Below are 18,264 nucleotides of genomic sequence, written 5' to 3' on the forward strand. Positions count from 1 at the left end.
TTTTTTGTAAGTTATTATAGCACCTATTACATATTTTTTTCTATATTTAACAATAAATTAATATTTTTTTGCAAAAAAAATATAGCCTACAGCTATACAAAATTAAAACACAACAATGGTAGCGGAAATAGGACTCGAACCTACGACACACCGGGTATGAACCGATTGCTCTAGCCAACTGAGCTATTCCGCCAGAAATGGTTGCGGGAGCAGGACTCGAACCTACGACCTTCGGGTTATGAGCCCGACGAGCTGCCAACTGCTCCATCCCGCGACAAATGGTGCTGAAGACCGGAATCGAACCGGTACGGTATTTTAGAGTACCGCAGGATTTTAAGTCCTGTGCGTCTGCCAGTTTCGCCACTTCAGCTCACTTGCTTAGTATAAACTACGTAACCTACCTTGTCAATACATTTTTTAATATTACCCAAACTTTCTCTTACCATTCCTACATCTAAAATCTTGATTCTTTTTAAAATCTTGCATCCTTTCTTCACTATCTTTTAAGTACTTACTTAATATATCTTCAAAATTCAACTCATTCCCTCTAACACCATTACTCAAAGAAACATCTTCTGCCTGTTTAATCGATAAACCAACCCTTCCCCCAGGATCTATAGACAATACTTTAACCTTTACAGTCTTTCTATTTCCTAAATATTCCTTTATATCCTTTACATACTCATTTGAAATCTCTGATATATGAACTAATCCAGTAATACTATTATTTATTTCGACAAATACTCCAAAATTTGTTACATTTACTATTTTCCCTTCATAAACATTTCCTATGATTAAAACCATTCTAATTTTGTTCCTCCTCAAGGTAACTTAGTTATATTTTATAGTATTTATTACAGATTTTTCTCCACCAATCACATATCCTAACTTTTCTCTTACCAAAACCTCCAAATACTCTTTTGTATTTGACAAACTCAATTCATCGCTCAATATCTGAATTTCATGATTTACATCATTCAATCTGTCCTGAAACTTCATAAACTCAATTTCAACATTATATCTATCAAAATCATTTTTTAATAATGTCACCAAACTATAAATTAATATAATTAGAATTACGATATTCCTAACAAAAAAAATCTTTCTTCTACGAATTATCAAAAATAACTCCTCAATTCACTATAAATTCTAAACTCATAGATATTTTAATATATATTTAGTTTTTTTCAATATGTTTATTAAGTTTTTTTACCAATATTTTTGAAAAAATATAATAAATATTCCTGAACATCACCCTTGTATAAACTATTGCAAACTGTACTAATGCACTCAATATATTAAAGTTAATTTTTGAAATTAATCTCAAGTAAAATACAGTCCCAGCAAATATATAAAAATATGTATAAAAAGATAGCACTGCATGCTGCGTACTCAACAAGAAATAAAATATAGCTCCACCAGTAAAAATCCAAAATGTAAGTATAAGCGTAAACTTAATAAATTTTTTATTAATCACTATGAGTAATACCTTGTATATATCAAAACAAAATCCCAAAATGATTCCAGATAGAAGACTATAAATTAAAATTAAAACTTGCTCTCTTAAATCTATCATTACTTCTTACCTAAAAAACTCTTAAGTAACCCTACTTTATCTTTTTTGTTTTTAATACTTCCTAAATACTTACATCCATATATATCTCCCGAAATACTTATTTCTCCATTTTTAAGATCAAGCTTACAAATTTTAAGATTGTCTCCAAGGATTTCAAGCCTTTTTAAAATAGTATCTAGAGAAATTACTTCTTCATTAAATGAAATCACTTCCAAAACTCCAGTAATATTTGCTTTTTTACCATTTTCTAGAAATATGTCACTCTTTTTAGTTAATTCATCATTTCTATAATCCATAATATTCCTCCAATAAACGTGTATATTAGAATAATATGAATATTTAATAAAAAGTATTACATACGCATTATATAATCTTATACATACTCTCTGCATCCTCTTTCTTAATATGTTCTTTTATATTTAAAATTTCAACCTTAAAACTTGAATTTCCAAAATTCATTTCTAAAATATCTCCAACATTAACCTTAGAAGATGGCTTAGATAATTTACCATTTATAAAAACTTTACTCGAATCACAAGCATGCTTTGCAATAGATCTCCTTTTTATAATCCTAGATACCTTTAAGAATTTATCTAATCTCATAACTTCCTCCAAAACTAAAAATAAAGATCCGAAAAAATCTCGGATCTTTACTTATTAACTCTTTCTTTAAACTCTTTCCCCGCCTTGAAAACAGGAACCTTGGCTGCAGGAATCTTTATAGGTTCATTATTCTGTGGATTTCTTCCCTCTCTCTCAGCCCTCTCTCTAATCTCAAAAGTCCCAAAGCCTACTAACTGAACTTTATCTCCATTCTCCAGAGCTTCAAATACACTTTTTATAAATGAATTCAAAGCAAGTTCTGTATCTTTTTTACTAAGTTCACTTTTTTGCGACATACTCGCAACCAATTCAGCTTTATTCAACCTTGTATCCTCCTTAAAATTAATTTATTCAACTGTTCCAAAACCTAAGACATACAGTCAAATAAAACCAAGATTAATCACTAAATTTAATCGACTTAACTAATGTTATCATAAGTAAAAATAATATTCAATAATATTATTTAACAAGTCTAAAATTTATATATAATCTATACTTACATTTATTAAAAATATTATTCACTATTTTTACTTTATAGATAAAAATATGTTACTTATATCCTGTTTTTTTAATATAACTATACTCAATATATACACTGCTATTCCTATAAATAAACACACTCCTAAGCTAAACGTAATACCTCCGAGTATTTTATAAATATAATCAAAACTCATTAACACTACTATTATCATGGAAAGTGAACAAAACAATGGTGTTAATACAACCTCTAATATGCTAACATTCACATTTAATTTGTTTTTTATGTCTCTTAAATTCAAATAACTTGTTAGTATATACGAAAATATAGTAGCTAAAACAGCACCATATATATTAAACCTAGGTGTACCTGTTAAAAATAATGTAATAGATATTTTCAAAATACATCCTATTAAAATGTTAATTACAGGCTTTATGTAATTATTTGTACTTTGTAAAATTGATGTTGATACTTGGGAAAAAACTATAAATGGTATACTAACAGACGCATACCTTAAAATATCAAATCCCTCAGAATTATTTGGAAATACAACATTCATTATAGGTCCTGATAAAAAATACAGTCCTATGAAACATGGAAATGCAATATAGCTTGATAACTTGAAAGATATTAATATTTTATCCTTTAACTCCTGTTTCTTATTCAATATGAATAACTTTGATAAAACGGGTACAATGGATGTACTGAGTGCAACAGATAATGTAAGGGGTATATTTGTAAGTACTGAAACTTTACCCGTTAACTGACCATACAAAATAGTAGATTGCTTATAGCTGTATCCGGCGTTTAAAAGTAGCTGTGGTACCAAAATAGAATCTATTAAAACCATTATTGTAGAAACCGTAGCTCCCAAAGATAAAGGTACAGAAATTTTTAATATTTTACCAAAATATTTATTTTTAATTTCTCTAATATTCACTCCCGCAAAATATCTTTTTTTAAAATTTATATATACTATTATCATGAATATAGACGCTATGAATCCACCAATGGAAGCACCAATTGATGCTCCTCCCGCCGCATACTCAATTCCCTTGGGAAAAAGTAAAAACGCTAGGTAAACACCAAATAATACCCTTGTAATTTGCTCAATTATTTGAGAAATTCCCGTTGGAAACATATTTTCCATACCCTGAAATAATCCTCTAAATACACCAAGCATACAAACACTAATAGGTGCAATAGATACTCCAATTAACGACCAATACACCTTAAAATCCCATTTTAAAAACTCTATTATGTAACTAGATAGAGAAAACAAAGCAATACTTGTTCCTACTCCCAATAAAATCATAATTTTAAATGCAGAATTAACTATAGATAAAACTGATTCTTTATCATTATAGGCTATCCTTTCTGATACAAGCTTAGATACAGTAATAGGCATTCCAGAGACTATTCCTACGAAAAACATGTATAGCGGATAGGTCATTTGATAGTAACCAATTCCCTCATCACCTATTAGCATGACTAACGGCCACCTGAAAAATACTCCTAAAAATTTAGCAAATATACTGCTTAGACTAAGCACAATAGTACATTTTATAATTTTATTCCCCATAGCTCCCCCCAATACAAAACATAATCATATGCTTAAATTCTATTTTTCAATATAAAAAAATATTCTGGATAAAAATAAAAAAAGCTATGAGTTCATAGCTTTATATGTATAGATATCTATTCCATTTGCTTTCCTAAAAACGATGCTGCTGTTTCCGAAAGTTTTTGTTCTACAATTCCAAGCTTTTCTTCCCCTTTTCTAGATAAAATTATTACAGCACCAATAGCATCACCCTCTGCAATAATCGGAGAAATTATCTGCGATGAATACCTATTTTGCAAGTTCTCATCAACACACAAAGGCAATATATCATTTTCTTCAGTTATACAAACTGTTTTTCTATTCTCAAGTATATCTTCTAATTCATGACTTATTTTTCTTTCTAAATATTCCTTTTTAGATATTCCACAAACAGAAATAAACTCGTCTTTATCAGCAATAAGAACTATATTACCTATAGCCTGCTGAAGAGATTCTGCGTACTCCTTAGAAAAATCACTTAATTCTTCTATAGGAGAATATTTTTTGAGAATAACTCCACCATCTCTGTCAGTAAATATTTCAAGAGGATCCCCCTCCCTTATTCTGAGAGTTTTTCTAATTTCTTTAGGTATAACAACTCTACCTAAATCATCTATCCTTCTAACTATACCTGTAGCTTTCATTATTTTTTCCTCCTTAATCCTACACATAACACACTTAACAGTAATATTATCTATCCTTTTTACTATTTTATACATTAATTACAAAAAAAGAGGATTAGTCAACAAAATCAACTGAACTAACCCAAACTATTACAAACTTACTCTTTTTTATCTAAAATATTATCCTTATAAACTTTTACATTGTACTTTTCTCTTGCCTTTTCAATCAAAGAATCTATGACTTTGCTTATTTTCTCTGCCTTTAGTGTTTCCTCTATATTTTTGGAAACTCTATCTAAATCTTCAGTCCATTCTTTAGTGTTTACATTTTCAACTCGTATTATATGATATCCAAACTGAGTTTTTACTGGTCCTCTAACTTCTCCTTCTTTCATATCCTTTACTTCACTCATAAATTCATCAACAAGTTGAGAACTTTCAAATTCTTGATATCCTAGATACCCTCCGACACTTGAGCTTCCATCCTGGCTATAAGTAAGAGCAAGATCAGAAAACTTAGCACCATTATCCAACTCATCTAAAACACTTAATGCTGTCTTCTCATCACTTAAAAATATGTGATAAACATCGGCTCCAGGACCTTTGACAAATTTGTCCGAATTATCATTATAATAAGATTTTATATCAGCATCAGAAATCTTCAAATTTTCAGTTTCCTTAGATATTAACTCTTCTATTATCAATGAAATTTTAAGCTTACTTTTATAATCTTCTTCATCCTTAAACCTACTATTTACAATAGCCGTAACAAAAGCTTCTTCACTTTCAAATACAGATCTCATATTTTCAAACTCTTCATCAACTTTTTTCTGTATATTCGTTTCGTCAAAAACTCCACTATCTTTCGCCAATTGGACTAAACTTTTCTGCTCAACATACTGATTAACAAGATCTAAATAAAGCTGTTTAAAATCGCTAGATTCTTTATAATTTTCACCATACTGTGTTATAAACCCATTTTTAAGACCATCGTAATATTCGTCTACTTCTTCCCTTTTTATAAGTTCCTTTTCAATTTTTGCAACAACTTCAGGATCCTTATGTGAACTCCCTTCTTTAAAACAAGAATATAAAAAAAATACTGTTATTATTGGCAAAACTAATGTAACAATCCTTTTAAGCTTCATTTTATACTTCCTCCATTACCATTTAAAATCCTAAAACTTAGTTTATCTTAAGATTTTTCTCCTTAAATAAGTTATCAGAAAATTCTGATACCAATTTTTGCTTTTTCTCATTTAAAATGGTCTGCTCTATATTAGATTTAACCGAATCAAAATCATCATAAACTGACTCTTCCTTAATATCAGTAACCTTTATTACATGATATCCAAACTGAGTCTTTATAGGATCAGATATCTCTCCCTCTTTAAGATTCCTAGCACCAGCTAAAAAATCTGGATCGTAATTTGTATTATCGTATTCAACAAACCCAAGACTCCCTCCAGTTTGACTAGTAGAATCCGAATTAAGTTCAGCGGCTAAATCTTCATACTTTTCACCTGACTGTATTCTTTCCTTAACTTTTAAAGCTTCCTCCTCCGTACTAACCAAAATATGGTACATTACAGCTCCAGATTTTGTAACATACTTACTATCTTTATTTTCTTCATAATAGTCCTTTATTTCTTCCTCATTAACAGAAACGTCTTTTATTACATCATTAACGAGTTTATCTATTTTCAACCTATCTATCTGCTTCGCTCTATAATCTTCAATATCAGTATAATATGCAGCTTTTAACTCTTTATTTAATTTTTCCTCATTTATCTTATGTCCATGCCCATCATCTAAAGTTCCATTTTCATCATCAATAAATAAATGCTTAGTTTCAGAAATAATATTATCAACTTCTTTATTGATCTCTTCTTCAGTAGCAATTTCTCTATTACTAAATTCTTCTATAAATATAGCATTCTGAGCATAATTTTCGGCAAAAGCCTTAAGTTGCTGATTTATGTACTCTTTATTACTTTTATAGTCCTCACCATACCTTTCCTTAAGTGCGTCTTCGAAACCTTTGTAATAATCTTCTACCTCCCCACGAGTGATTTTTCTTTCACTATAGGTTGCCAAAACTTCTCCTCTTATTGCATCCTCAGTCTTCTGTACTATACTACAAGAGTTCAGCACAAAAATCATCAACAACGTCGTAGAGATACTACCTAATATTCTGTTAAACTTCATATAAAAATATCCTCCAATTTTCTAACATTTATTAAATTTTAAAATACTATTACATTTTATTAAATTTTCTAACAAATTTATAAATTTATCAAGAAGATTTCCCTTTTCTTCATTAAGAATATCATAAGAAAACGAAGGCTTATCTAATGTATTAAATATCACACATTCCGAATAATTATTCAAAATATATTCAAAATTCTTTTTATCAACATATTCTTCACTTTCGTATTCAAACAACACTTTGTTACCAATTTCTTTTATTTGAGAAAAACCCAACTTTTTACCAAGAGACCTTAAATAAGATATTTTCATAAGATATTCGACCTCTTTAGGTACATCTGAAAACCTATCTATAAGTTCTTCTTTTATTGACTTTATATCTTTTTTATCTTCAATACAAGAAATTTTCTTGTAAATTTCAATTTTCTGCATTTCGTCTTCTACATATTCAGATTTTATATACGCATCTACTTTTATATCAACAACCGTATTTACTTCTTCCTTAACCATATCTCCTTTTAATATCTTTATAGAATCTTCCAACATCTTACAATATAAGTCATAACCTATTACACTCATTTGTCCATGTTGAGCCTCTCCAATAAGATTCCCAGAACCTCTTATTTCTAGATCTTTCATAGCTACCTTAAATCCAGATCCCAATTCCGTAAAATCTTTAAGCGTTTTCAGTCTTCTTTCTGCTAATTCAGTAAGTACCCTATCCCTTTTATAAGTCAAATATGCATAAGCAACTTTATTACTCCTTCCAACTCTTCCTCTTAACTGGTAAAGCTGAGATAATCCAAACTTATCTGAATTATAAATAATTATAGTATTAGCATTTTCTATATCAATACCTGTTTCAATTATAGTAGTACATACTAAAAAATCTATTTCTCTATTTATAAATCTTAGTATAATATCCTCGACTTCTCTTTCACTCATTTGTCCATGAACAACTGAAAACCTACATTCAGGTACAATATTTTTTAAATAAATGCTCATTTGTCCGATAGTTTCAATACTATTATAGACAAAAAATCCTTGACCAAGTCTAGATATTTCTTTCATAATTGCATCTCTTATTAACTGGTCGCTATATTCAACAACGTATGTCTGAACTGGATATCTTTCCTCAGGAGGAGTATCTATTATACTTATATCTCTAACTCCAACCATAGACATATGAAGAGTCCTAGGTATTGGCGTAGCACTTAAACTAAGAACATCTATATTTTTTCTCAATTCTTTAATTTTTTCTTTATGCTTTACCCCAAAACGTTGCTCTTCATCTATAACAAGCAATCCTAAATCCTTAAATTCAACATCTTTTGATAAAAGTCTGTGTGTTCCCACAATTATATCAATAACTCCATTTTTCAGTCTCGATAATGTTTCTTTTTGCTGCTTAGATGTTCTAAACCTACTTAAAACATCTATACTAAATGAAAAATCTATAAACCTTCTTTTCATATTATTATAATGTTGATCTGCAAGTATAGTTGTTGGAACTAAAAACACTACCTGCTTTTTATCCATAACTGCCTTAAATACAGCTCTAAGTGCAACTTCTGTTTTACCATAACCGACATCTCCACATAATAGTCTATCCATAGGTTTAGTTGATTCCATATCTTTCTTTATTTCATCTATAGCTAAAATTTGATCTGGGGTTTCATTATATGGAAACTCATCTTCAAATTGACGTTGCCACTGAGTATCTTTTGAAAAGGCATATCCATTTAAAATATTCCTCTCTGCATATAATTTAATTAAGTTCTCAGCAACTTCATTAACAGCTTTCTTTGTTTTTATTTTTGCCTTAGCCCATTCACTTCCACCTAATTTATTTATCTTTGGATCTTTCTCACCAATACCTACATATTTTTGAACTAAATCCAACTGCTCTATCGGAACATATAATTTATCATTTTTTTCATATTCTATATCCAAATAATCCCTATTTATGCCTTGTACAGATATTTGTTTAATTCCTTTATAAATACCTATACCATGATTTACATGAACTATATAATCTCCTGGTTTGAGATCTAAAAAACTCTTTATCTTTGTAAATCCTTTTTTCTTCGATATAAATGAAGATTTAGATTTTTTATTACTAGCATCTCCAAAAACCTCCTTATCAGATATAACATACAATCTTAAATCTTCAAAATCATATCCATCATTTAAAATTCCTTTACTTATCAAAACTTTTCCAAAACTCAAATCTTCAAGACTCTCACTATATGTAGCATTTATACCGTATTCATTTAATAAATCCTTGAGCTTTTCACCTCTTATTTTAGTAGAAGAAAGAATAATAACAGAATACATTTCATGTATTTTGCTCTTTATTTCGTTCAAAATTACTTCTATTTTGCCACTCATTTTTACTGTATTTCTAGTTCTAAAATCCACTGACTTATTATCATTTATAAATTCAAATAAATCAAATATAACATTATATGAACTATATATTTTTTCTAATAAGATCTCCTTATCTAATATCAATTTAACTTGTTTTGGTAAAACCTCACCCCTAAGTAACAATCTCTGAAAATTTTCATCAAATCTTTCATATATAATATCTATAGCTTCAATACAACGTTTAAACTCATCAAATATGACCACACAATTACTCATAAATGTAAAAAAATCTACTAAATAATCTTTAAGATATGGAAGTATAACATTGTACTCATCAAAGAATTTTGTTTCTCTTACCTTTTCTAAAATAAATTCAAATTTCTCTCTAATCTTACTCTTAATTTCTTCCTTTTCAATACATCTTATGTGAGTTAAAAAATCCTCTTTTAAATTATTATATAAAATTTCTTTTTCTTCGTTGGTCAAAATAAATTCTTTACACTGTATGATAGTTATATATTCAAGTTTATTAATGCTTATCTGAGTTGAACTATTGAAATTTTTTATAGTTTCAATATCATCATCAAAAAATTCTATTCTATACGGGTATTTAGAATTTATCGGAAAAATATCTACAATTCCACCTCTAACTGAATATTCTCCCTTTTGTTCAACTTTATAAACTTTTTCATATCCTAAATTATGAATATCTACTAATAACTTATTAAATCCATAACTTTGATTAATATGTAGATTTATCTCTAAATATTTCGTAACTTCCTCACGCATATAAAATGATACTAAGCTCTCTACTGACAAACAAACAATTTTTTTAGAATCCTTACATATCTCATTGAAAGCATTAATTCTATCCCACTTTAAGTCGAGTGAAAAAGCTTCCATATTATAAAAAATATTTTCTTTCCCTTGAAAGTAAATGCAATCATCCGTGTAAAATTTTAAATCTTCATGTAGCCTTTTAGATTCATAATTACTACTACTAATTATAAAGATACTTTTCCTTAAATTTTTATATAATCCATATACAATACTAGGTTTAGCAGAATCCACTAAACCATGAATATTAATTTTTTTATTCTGGTTCAAATTATACAAAACACTTTGAAATTTCTCAGACTCGAATAATCTTTGATTAATTCCCCTTAATTTCATTGAAACACCGCCTAATTAAAGATATTCATTGCTTCCAATATCTTTTCATTTATAATCATCTCTATACACTTAAAAATATCCTCATATTTATTACCTAATTTTCTCAATTCATCTAGTGTAAAATTAGATAATACATAGTTTGATAAACTGATATCTTTATTTTCTCCAATTCCAACTCTAATCCTCTTAAATTTTGATGTGTTTATTTTATCTATAATATCTCTTATACCATTGTGTCCACCATGGGATCCTTTTTCCCGAATACGTATTTTTAAAAAATCTAAACTTATATCATCATAAATAACTAAAATATTATCGATATTTATTTTAAAATATTTTATAGCATCCACCAAAGCATCTCCACTTAAATTCATATAAGTTGTTGGCTTGATAAAAACAACCTGTCTATTTGAAATTTCACTAATACCATAAAAATATTTGCTACGAGTTTTATTCAATGTTATATTAAATTTCTCACAAAATTTATCAAGTATCATAAATCCCACATTATGACGTGTAATCTCGTACTTGATTCCAATATTACCAAGCCCTAAAACCAAAAACATACCAAACATACCTTTCCAATTTTTATATTCTAAAAAATAAAAGTACAACAAAGCCCATTAGACACTAAGTTGCACTCATAATAATCTCATCTACTAATTTCAATATATCCTGAGACGAAATTAAAATAGATAGCCCATCGTCAAAAATGTTGAATCTATCATTAACATTGACGCTATTTATTCCTATAATATCACCATTAATATCAGAAATAGGTCCACCTGTATTAGAGGAATTGATTTTTATATCACTTTTTATTACTTTAATGTTGTCACCCACAATACCAAATCCACTTACGATACCGTGATAAATAGAACATGAATTTAAATTACCAGCTACATTACCTATAGATATCAACTTTAAACCATGAGTAATTCCCGAAATATTCTCTTTAAAGTTTCCTTTTACATATCCACTACCATCTATTTTAAGCAAACATATATCATAATCTTGACTGTAACCGATAATTCTTGCCTCTTTCACAACATTAAGAGTTGTTGGTATTCTAGCATAAACTTTTTCAGCATTATCTAACTCAAAAAAATTCGTGACTATATATCCATCTTCTGAATATAAAACCCCAATCATACTTTTTTGTACTAAATCGTTATCTTTATCCTTTATGTACGCACTCACTTCAACAACAGACTGACTAAGTTTATTCATAACACTTGTCACTCCATAATCATATCCAAGATTAACTCTAGATGCATCTTTTAAATATGAATTACCTTTAGAATATATCCTAACAAAAACACTCGATCCAACGAATCCAAAAATAATAGAAATCAAAATATTAAATAGTATTGTGAAAACCTGACGCTTAAAAATTTTTATATTTTTCTGTCTAAACCTTATATAACCATTATTATTACTAAATTTCAATATGTTATCACCTAAAATCAATAATATAGAACTCCGTTAATTTGCAAGTTGAAGAGTAAAAGTAAAACTCACTCCTTCTTCCTTAATCTTATTCTCAACCCATATCTCCTCCCTGAATTGAGAAATTATATTTCTAACTATAGATAATCCAAGACCTGTACTACCTTTAGCAGTTCTCGATTTATCATTTTTATAAAAACGTGTCCATATATTCTTAAGCTCATCTTCAGTTAAAAACCTAGCCGTATTAAATATACACACTATAGCTTTATTATTTTTTATTCTCGCAGATATATTTATACGTTTTTTATTATCGCAATACTTAATAGCATTCGCTATCAGATTATTAAGAACCTGCACTAATCTATCCTCATCAGCTATAACATTTAATCTATCATGCTCAAAAAAAACATCCATACTTATGTTACTCTCCTTCACCTCTTGTTCAAAATTAGTAACTGTATACCTTATAAGAGAATTGAGTTCCATAACTTTAAACCTTAAGGTAAATTTACCTGATTCCATTGTCGTTAAATCTAATAAATCATTGACAAGCCTTGATAGACGCTTAACCTCATCATAAACAACTTTAAGTTTTTCCATATGATTCTCTTTTGGTATTATTCCATCTAAAATACCACTTAAAAATCCTATAACAGTGGTAAGTGGAGTTCTTAATTCATGTGAAACATTTGATAAAAACTCCCTCCTATTAGCATCAATTTTTTCCAATGATTCTGCCATGTAATTGAAAGAACTAGACAATTCTCCTATTTCATCTTTTGATTTTATCTCTATGCGTCTATAAACATCTCCTAAAGCAAACCCCTTAGCTACATTATTTATGGTAGTAATAGGAGTCACCAATATCTTCTTAGATAAAAAATATAAGACCAACGCTATAGTAACAATACTAAAAATTACAACCAAAATCACATATATATTAAACATAACTGTACTGTTTAATATAGTTCTCCTGTTAAACAACATAGTAATAGAACCCTTATAAATACCAGATTCATATAAAGGTTTCACAAACTCATAAATCTTATCGCCAGAATTATTAAAAGTATTTAATTTATAAATATCTTTATTTACATCTTCACTATCTTCAAAATTTATACCACTATCCTTTTTACCAAGTAAATCCATGTGTGTATCATTAGATACCAAGTACACATATCCAAGGGCATCGCTCAAAATTATATCAACTCTTAGTGAATCACTAACCATCTCAATATAATCAGATAAGTACTTCCCGTACTCTGTTTTAGGAGTGCCTACATATTCAATTATATAACTCGAAATTATATGAGCATGCTCCATTAAACTATTAACTTTTGTATTTACTAAACTGTTTTCATACCAAAAACATATAGAAAAAGCGATCAGTGTAAAAATACAAGTAACTACAGATAAAAAACTTATCAAAATCTTACTTATAATGCTATTTTTTATCACTACTTCACCTCGAACTTATACCCCACACCCCAAACCGTCTCTATTTGCCAATTCATTCCACCATTTAACTTCTCTCTGAGTCTCTTAATATGTACATCTACTGTTCTTGAATCTCCTGGATAATCATAACCCCAAACCTCACACAAAAGGTTCTCTCTTGTAAAAACTTTATTCTTATTTGAAGCCAAATAATGAAGAAGCTCAAACTCCTTTGGTGGCATTTTTATATCATTCCCTTTAAATATCACAGTATAAGAATTTATATCTATAGTTAAATCTGCAAAAACTAAGCTTTCCTTAACTTGGCTATCTGTATTAAACCGTCTCATTACAGCTTTTATTCTAGCCAAAAGTTCCTTAGGCTCAAACGGCTTAACTATATAATCGTCTGCTCCAAGCTCAAGGGCAAGGCATTTATCAAAAAGTTCACCTCTAGCAGTAAGCATTATAACAGGGACACTCGAATCTCTTCTTATCCACTTCAAAACCTCAGTACCATCCAAAATGGGCATCATAATATCTAGTATGACTATATTAGGTTTATAATCAGGAAAAATCTCTTGGACCTCTCTGCCATCACTACACGACCTTATATCATAACCCGAATTACCTAAGTACATTTTTAAAACTTCTAATATATTAACATCGTCATCTACTACCAAAACCCTAACTGCACTTCCGTCCATCTTAACACTCCCTTATTTCATGAACTTGAATTTTATCCAACCAAAACACGTATAATTAACCATATAATACAAGAAACTTTTAATAATGTAAAATTTTTTTTTAATTATTAACTATACGTAAAATTTACCTTCACTCTTATATTTTCCCAAGGTTTAGAAAAAATATACTAGAATACATTTAAAATTTGCCAAATAAAGGACTTAAACTCTTACTATGATGAATTCTTTTTATGGCCTCACCAAATATAGGAGCTACCGATAACATTTTAAATTTAGAGTGCTCTTTCGGCAAATCCACCTTGGATATAGTATTTAAAAATACCAGTTCCTTTATCGGAGATTCGTTTACTTTATGTACCGAAGTGCTTGAAAAAACTCCATGAGTGCAACATGCATATATATCTTTAGTTCCTAACTCCTTTAATTTAATAGCTGCATTCACAATCGTACCTGCAGTATCTATCATATCATCCACCAAGATAGCAGTTTTACCCTTAACCTCACCTATAACAGATAAAACTTCAGATATATTCTGAGCTGGTCTTCTCTTATCAATAATAGCTATCGGAACCTCCATATTTAACTTATCTGCAAATGACCTGGCCCTTTTAACACTTCCAACATCAGGGGATACAACAACAACATCATCATTAATAATCTTTTCATTGTAATAATTTACAAGAACAGGTAATCCAAACAAGTGATCTACCGGAATATCAAAGTAACCTTGAATCTGAGGAGCATGTAAATCCATCGTAAGAACTCTATTAGCTCCTGCAACTGTCACAATATCCGCAACCAATTTAGATGTTATAGGATCTCTAGACTTGGCTTTCCTATCCTGACGTGCATAACCATAATATGGAATGACAGCAGTTATCCTTCCTGCTGAAGCCCTTTTTAAAGCATCTATTATTATTAAAAGCTCCATCAAACTATCATTCACACTAAGATTGTCTGTTTTACATACAGATTGTATAACAAATACATCTTCACCCCTTATGGTTTCGCTTATGTCAACATTTATTTCTCCATCACTAAAATTAGTAACATTGGATTTAACAAGTGATGTATTTAAATTCTTCGCAACACCTTCAGACAATTCAAGATTAGAATTTCCTGCAATTATTTTTATATTGTTTATTTGTTCTAACATCTAATTATATCCCCCACAAAACAATCACTTAAATTTATTAATAACCCAGTTCTCTATATTCTTCTGATAACACCGTCCTATAGCTAAACTGTTCGAGTTCACTCTTTCTGTAACTGTAGTTCCTGCCGCAACATAAGCCCTATCTTCAACAACAACAGGTGCAATTAGATTAGAATTACAACCAATAAAACAATCATCACCTACGAAACTCTCATTTTTTTCCTTACCATCATAATTAACCGTAATGATACCACATCCTAAATTACATCTTTTTCCAATATGTGAATCTCCAACGTAGGATAAATGAGAAATTTTTGTGCAATCGCCAATATCAGAATTTTTAATTTCAACAAAATCTCCTATTTTAACTTTATTCCCAATGACTGAACCAGGTCTTAAATACGCAAATGGTCCAATAGAAGTGCTTTCACCTATAGTTGATTGATAAATTATAGATGACTCAACTTTTGTATTCTTTCCAATCACTGACTCAACTACCTTAGTATTAGAAAAGATTTCACAATCCTCCTCTATTAAGCTTTTTCCAAATACGCATACATTTGGATGAATAACAACATCTCTTCCTATTTTAACATCAATATCAATATAAGTTGAACTCGGATCTAATATAGTGACACCGTTATTCATATGATAATTATTTATTTGATCTCTCATTAACTTGTTTGCGTAAGAAAGTTGTACACGTGAATCAACCCCCACAACTTGATCCTTATCTACAGTAACAGATCCAACTCTTTTATTACGTTGAGTAAATATCTCGACCATATCAGTTAAATAAAATTCATTTTGAACATTGTCATTTCCTATATTTTCTATTTCATCTAACAAGGACTCTATGTCGAAGCAATATACACTGGAATTAACTTCATTTATGAGTAGCTCATCTTGAGTACAATCCTTAGCCTCTCTTATACAACAAATCTTTCCATCTTTCCTTACAATCCTGCCATAACTAAGCCCACTCTCAACAAAAGAAGTAACTACAGTCACAGAATTACAATCCTTAATATGAACATGCATTAAATTTTTGATATTATCTTTACTTAAAAGTGGTGTATCACAAGGAAATATCAACAAATTTCCTTTTCTGCCCCTAAGAAAGTCCATAGAACTCATAACAGCATGACCCGTGCCTAATTGATCTTCTTGCAAAGAATAGCTAACACCTTTACACTTGGTAACATCTATGATGTTATCCCTATGTTCTCCAACAACTAAATTGATATCATTAACTCCACATTCCACAAGTTTATCGATTATAATATTTACCATTTCTTTACCACAAATCTTATGAGTCCCTTTGTGATATTTTGATTGCATTCTCGTTCCTTTGCCTGCAGCCAAAACTACGGCACAAATGTTCATAAAATACACCTCTTATAATTAAATCTAATCTTATTATAATTTAATATAATGAAAGTTTGCAATAAATAAAAAAAGACAGTTAAATCAACTGCCTTTCTTAAAATTCTGCTGACTGAGGTGTTCTATAAAACGGAATCACATCTCTTATATTAGACATACCAGTCATGTACATAATGAGTCTCTCAAGTCCAAGGCCGAATCCTGAATGAACGGTCTCCCCATATTTTCTAAGTTCCAAATACCACCAATAATCATCGAGGGATAGTCCACATTCCTGCATCCTATTTTTCAAAATCGACAATCGCTCTTCTCTTTGGCTCCCACCTACAATTTCACCAACCCCAGGTACTAAGCAATCAAAAGAAGCAACTGTCTTATTATCTTCATTTAATCGCATGTAAAATGCTTTTATATCTTTAGGATAATTATAAATAAATATTGGTTTTTTGAAATAAACCTCTGTTAAATAACGTTCATGTTCAGATTGTAAATCGATTCCCCACTTAACTCTAAATTCAAATTTCTTATCCGAATTTAGAAGTATGTCTATAGCCTGTGTATAGTCTACTCTCTCAAAGTCATTCTCTACAACAATTTTAAGCTTATCAATCAAATTATTGTCAACAAAATTATTTAAAAAGTTTATTTCATCACTACACTCATACAAAACAACATCTATTACATATTTAAGCATTCTTTCAGATAAACTCATAGCATCGAACATATCCAAAAAAGCTGCTTCAGGCTCAATCATCCAAAACTCAGCTGCATGTCTTGAAGTATTAGATTTCTCAGCTCTAAACGTAGGTCCAAATGTATAAACCCTTCCGAGAGCAAGAGCCATAATTTCAGCCTCTAATTGACCACTTACCGTTAAATTAGCAATCTTACCAAAAAAATCCTTAGAAAAATCTATATTCCCATCTTCATCTTTCTCCAAACTGTTAAGATCTAGTGAAGTTACCTTAAACATTTCGCCAGCACCTTCACAGTCACTAGTTGTTAAAATAGGTGAATGTATATACTCATACCCCTCGCCTTTTAAAAAATTATGTATAGCATGAGAAGTAACGCTCCTTATTCTAAATACTGAAAGGAAAGTGTTTGTTCTCGGCCTTAAATGTCCAATAGTCCTCAGATACTCAAAAGTATGCCTTTTTTTTTGAAGTGGGTAATCTTTGGCTGAGCTTCCCTCTAACGAGATATAGGTAGAGAGTATTTCAAAAGACTGCTTATTGTTTGGTGTCAAAACAACCTTTCCCTTAACACAAATAGCTGAAGATATACCGTAAGAACATATTTCCGAGTAATTCTCCATACTACTTTCAAATACTACTTGTATATTTTTAAGCAAACTTCCATCGTTCAACTCAATGAATCCTATATTAGTGTTACTTCTTATGTTCTTAATCCATCCATAAATACATACTTCCTGATTCTTATACTCACCAAACCTCTCGTATAAATTTTTACAAGTAACCCTCATGCAAAT

18 protein-coding genes and 3 tRNA genes are annotated in these 18,264 nt (G+C 29.7%); all 21 read right to left on the reverse strand.

What is annotated here, in order from left to right:
- Nucleotides 1-116: 116 nt before the first annotated feature.
- A tRNA-Met gene (locus tag AALI31_RS07285) sits at nucleotides 117-193 on the reverse strand.
- A gap of 5 nt (nucleotides 194-198) precedes the next feature.
- A tRNA-Met gene (locus AALI31_RS07290) sits at nucleotides 199-274 on the reverse strand.
- A 5-nt stretch (nucleotides 275-279) separates the two neighbouring features.
- Nucleotides 280-370 (reverse strand) — tRNA-Leu (locus AALI31_RS07295).
- A gap of 53 nt (nucleotides 371-423) precedes the next feature.
- Nucleotides 424-804, reverse strand: a complete 381-nt coding sequence (locus AALI31_RS07300; RefSeq protein WP_489885872.1) for a S1 RNA-binding domain-containing protein — start codon at nucleotides 802-804, stop codon at nucleotides 424-426.
- Between the two features lie 27 nt (nucleotides 805-831).
- Complete coding sequence (locus tag AALI31_RS07305; RefSeq protein ID WP_489885873.1) at nucleotides 832-1,122, reverse strand: septum formation initiator family protein; 291 nt, start codon at nucleotides 1,120-1,122, stop codon at nucleotides 832-834.
- Between the two features lie 55 nt (nucleotides 1,123-1,177).
- Entirely contained in the window at nucleotides 1,178-1,576 is a 399-nt protein-coding gene (gene yabQ, locus AALI31_RS07310) for a spore cortex biosynthesis protein YabQ (protein WP_489885874.1), read from the reverse strand.
- Nucleotides 1,576-1,872: a YabP/YqfC family sporulation protein gene (locus tag AALI31_RS07315; protein ID WP_489885875.1), complete on the reverse strand. Its 297-nt coding sequence runs from the start codon at nucleotides 1,870-1,872 to the stop codon at nucleotides 1,576-1,578. Before AALI31_RS07315 ends, yabQ begins: the two co-directional genes overlap by 1 nt.
- Nucleotides 1,873-1,939: 67 nt before the next feature.
- On the reverse strand, nucleotides 1,940-2,179 hold the full coding sequence (locus tag AALI31_RS07320) for an RNA-binding S4 domain-containing protein (protein ID WP_489885876.1): 240 nt from the start codon (nucleotides 2,177-2,179) through the stop codon (nucleotides 1,940-1,942).
- Between the two features lie 47 nt (nucleotides 2,180-2,226).
- A complete protein-coding gene (locus AALI31_RS07325) occupies nucleotides 2,227-2,502 on the reverse strand; it encodes an HU family DNA-binding protein (protein WP_489885877.1) in 276 nt (91 codons plus the stop codon).
- Nucleotides 2,503-2,706: 204 nt separating this feature from the next.
- The gene (locus AALI31_RS07330) at nucleotides 2,707-4,239 is read right to left on the reverse strand and encodes a putative polysaccharide biosynthesis protein (protein WP_489885878.1); all 1,533 of its coding nucleotides are present in this window, start codon (nucleotides 4,237-4,239) and stop codon (nucleotides 2,707-2,709) included.
- A 116-nt stretch (nucleotides 4,240-4,355) separates the two neighbouring features.
- Nucleotides 4,356-4,904 carry a stage V sporulation protein T gene (gene spoVT / locus AALI31_RS07335; protein WP_489885879.1) on the reverse strand — a complete coding sequence of 183 codons (549 nt, stop codon included), beginning with the start codon at nucleotides 4,902-4,904 and terminating at the stop codon, nucleotides 4,356-4,358.
- Nucleotides 4,905-5,041: 137 nt separating this feature from the next.
- Entirely contained in the window at nucleotides 5,042-6,031 is a 990-nt protein-coding gene (locus AALI31_RS07340) for a peptidyl-prolyl cis-trans isomerase (protein ID WP_489885880.1), read from the reverse strand.
- 37 nt (nucleotides 6,032-6,068) lie between these two features.
- Entirely contained in the window at nucleotides 6,069-7,091 is a 1,023-nt protein-coding gene (locus AALI31_RS07345) for a peptidyl-prolyl cis-trans isomerase (RefSeq protein WP_489885881.1), read from the reverse strand.
- 21 nt (nucleotides 7,092-7,112) lie between these two features.
- Nucleotides 7,113-10,634 (reverse strand): transcription-repair coupling factor, encoded by a 3,522-nt coding sequence (gene mfd / locus AALI31_RS07350; protein ID WP_489885882.1) that lies wholly within the window; start codon nucleotides 10,632-10,634, stop codon nucleotides 7,113-7,115.
- 11 nt (nucleotides 10,635-10,645) lie between these two features.
- Complete coding sequence (gene pth / locus AALI31_RS07355; protein ID WP_489885970.1) at nucleotides 10,646-11,200, reverse strand: aminoacyl-tRNA hydrolase; 555 nt, start codon at nucleotides 11,198-11,200, stop codon at nucleotides 10,646-10,648.
- Between the two features lie 64 nt (nucleotides 11,201-11,264).
- On the reverse strand, nucleotides 11,265-12,083 hold the full coding sequence (locus tag AALI31_RS07360; RefSeq protein WP_489885883.1) for a trypsin-like peptidase domain-containing protein: 819 nt from the start codon (nucleotides 12,081-12,083) through the stop codon (nucleotides 11,265-11,267).
- 36 nt (nucleotides 12,084-12,119) lie between these two features.
- The gene (locus AALI31_RS07365; RefSeq protein ID WP_489885884.1) at nucleotides 12,120-13,544 is read right to left on the reverse strand and encodes a sensor histidine kinase; all 1,425 of its coding nucleotides are present in this window, start codon (nucleotides 13,542-13,544) and stop codon (nucleotides 12,120-12,122) included.
- Entirely contained in the window at nucleotides 13,544-14,230 is a 687-nt protein-coding gene (locus tag AALI31_RS07370) for a response regulator (RefSeq protein WP_489885885.1), read from the reverse strand. Before AALI31_RS07370 ends, AALI31_RS07365 begins: the two co-directional genes overlap by 1 nt.
- Nucleotides 14,231-14,408: 178 nt before the next feature.
- Nucleotides 14,409-15,386 (reverse strand): ribose-phosphate pyrophosphokinase, encoded by a 978-nt coding sequence (locus tag AALI31_RS07375; protein ID WP_489885886.1) that lies wholly within the window; start codon nucleotides 15,384-15,386, stop codon nucleotides 14,409-14,411.
- 24 nt (nucleotides 15,387-15,410) lie between these two features.
- Nucleotides 15,411-16,772 (reverse strand): bifunctional UDP-N-acetylglucosamine diphosphorylase/glucosamine-1-phosphate N-acetyltransferase GlmU, encoded by a 1,362-nt coding sequence (glmU, locus tag AALI31_RS07380; RefSeq protein WP_489885887.1) that lies wholly within the window; start codon nucleotides 16,770-16,772, stop codon nucleotides 15,411-15,413.
- Nucleotides 16,773-16,869: 97 nt separating this feature from the next.
- Nucleotides 16,870-18,258 carry an asparagine--tRNA ligase gene (gene asnS / locus AALI31_RS07385; RefSeq protein ID WP_489885888.1) on the reverse strand — a complete coding sequence of 463 codons (1,389 nt, stop codon included), beginning with the start codon at nucleotides 18,256-18,258 and terminating at the stop codon, nucleotides 16,870-16,872.
- Nucleotides 18,259-18,264: the final 6 nt, after the last annotated feature.

The sequence above is a fragment of the Anisomitus miae (SeqCode) genome, from assembly GCF_054906395.1.

What these genes read in the sequence shown, in the direction of transcription:
- AALI31_RS07375 (WP_489885886.1), bottom strand. Translation starts at nt 15,386, where the DNA reads ATGTTAGAACAAATAAACAATATAAAAATAATTGCAGGAAATTCTAAT.
- AALI31_RS07370 (WP_489885885.1), bottom strand. Translation starts at nt 14,230, where the DNA reads ATGGACGGAAGTGCAGTTAGGGTTTTGGTAGTAGATGACGATGTTAAT.
- AALI31_RS07340 (WP_489885880.1), bottom strand. Translation starts at nt 6,031, where the DNA reads ATGAAGCTTAAAAGGATTGTTACATTAGTTTTGCCAATAATAACAGTA.
- asnS (WP_489885888.1), bottom strand. Translation starts at nt 18,258, where the DNA reads ATGAGGGTTACTTGTAAAAATTTATACGAGAGGTTTGGTGAGTATAAG.
- AALI31_RS07300 (WP_489885872.1), bottom strand. Translation starts at nt 804, where the DNA reads ATGGTTTTAATCATAGGAAATGTTTATGAAGGGAAAATAGTAAATGTA.
- AALI31_RS07330 (WP_489885878.1), bottom strand. Translation starts at nt 4,239, where the DNA reads ATGGGGAATAAAATTATAAAATGTACTATTGTGCTTAGTCTAAGCAGT.
- AALI31_RS07315 (WP_489885875.1), bottom strand. Translation starts at nt 1,872, where the DNA reads ATGGATTATAGAAATGATGAATTAACTAAAAAGAGTGACATATTTCTA.
- yabQ (WP_489885874.1), bottom strand. Translation starts at nt 1,576, where the DNA reads ATGATAGATTTAAGAGAGCAAGTTTTAATTTTAATTTATAGTCTTCTA.
- glmU (WP_489885887.1), bottom strand. Translation starts at nt 16,772, where the DNA reads ATGAACATTTGTGCCGTAGTTTTGGCTGCAGGCAAAGGAACGAGAATG.
- pth (WP_489885970.1), bottom strand. Translation starts at nt 11,200, where the DNA reads ATGTTTTTGGTTTTAGGGCTTGGTAATATTGGAATCAAGTACGAGATT.
- AALI31_RS07345 (WP_489885881.1), bottom strand. Translation starts at nt 7,091, where the DNA reads ATGAAGTTTAACAGAATATTAGGTAGTATCTCTACGACGTTGTTGATG.
- AALI31_RS07320 (WP_489885876.1), bottom strand. Translation starts at nt 2,179, where the DNA reads ATGAGATTAGATAAATTCTTAAAGGTATCTAGGATTATAAAAAGGAGA.
- spoVT (WP_489885879.1), bottom strand. Translation starts at nt 4,904, where the DNA reads ATGAAAGCTACAGGTATAGTTAGAAGGATAGATGATTTAGGTAGAGTT.
- mfd (WP_489885882.1), bottom strand. Translation starts at nt 10,634, where the DNA reads ATGAAATTAAGGGGAATTAATCAAAGATTATTCGAGTCTGAGAAATTT.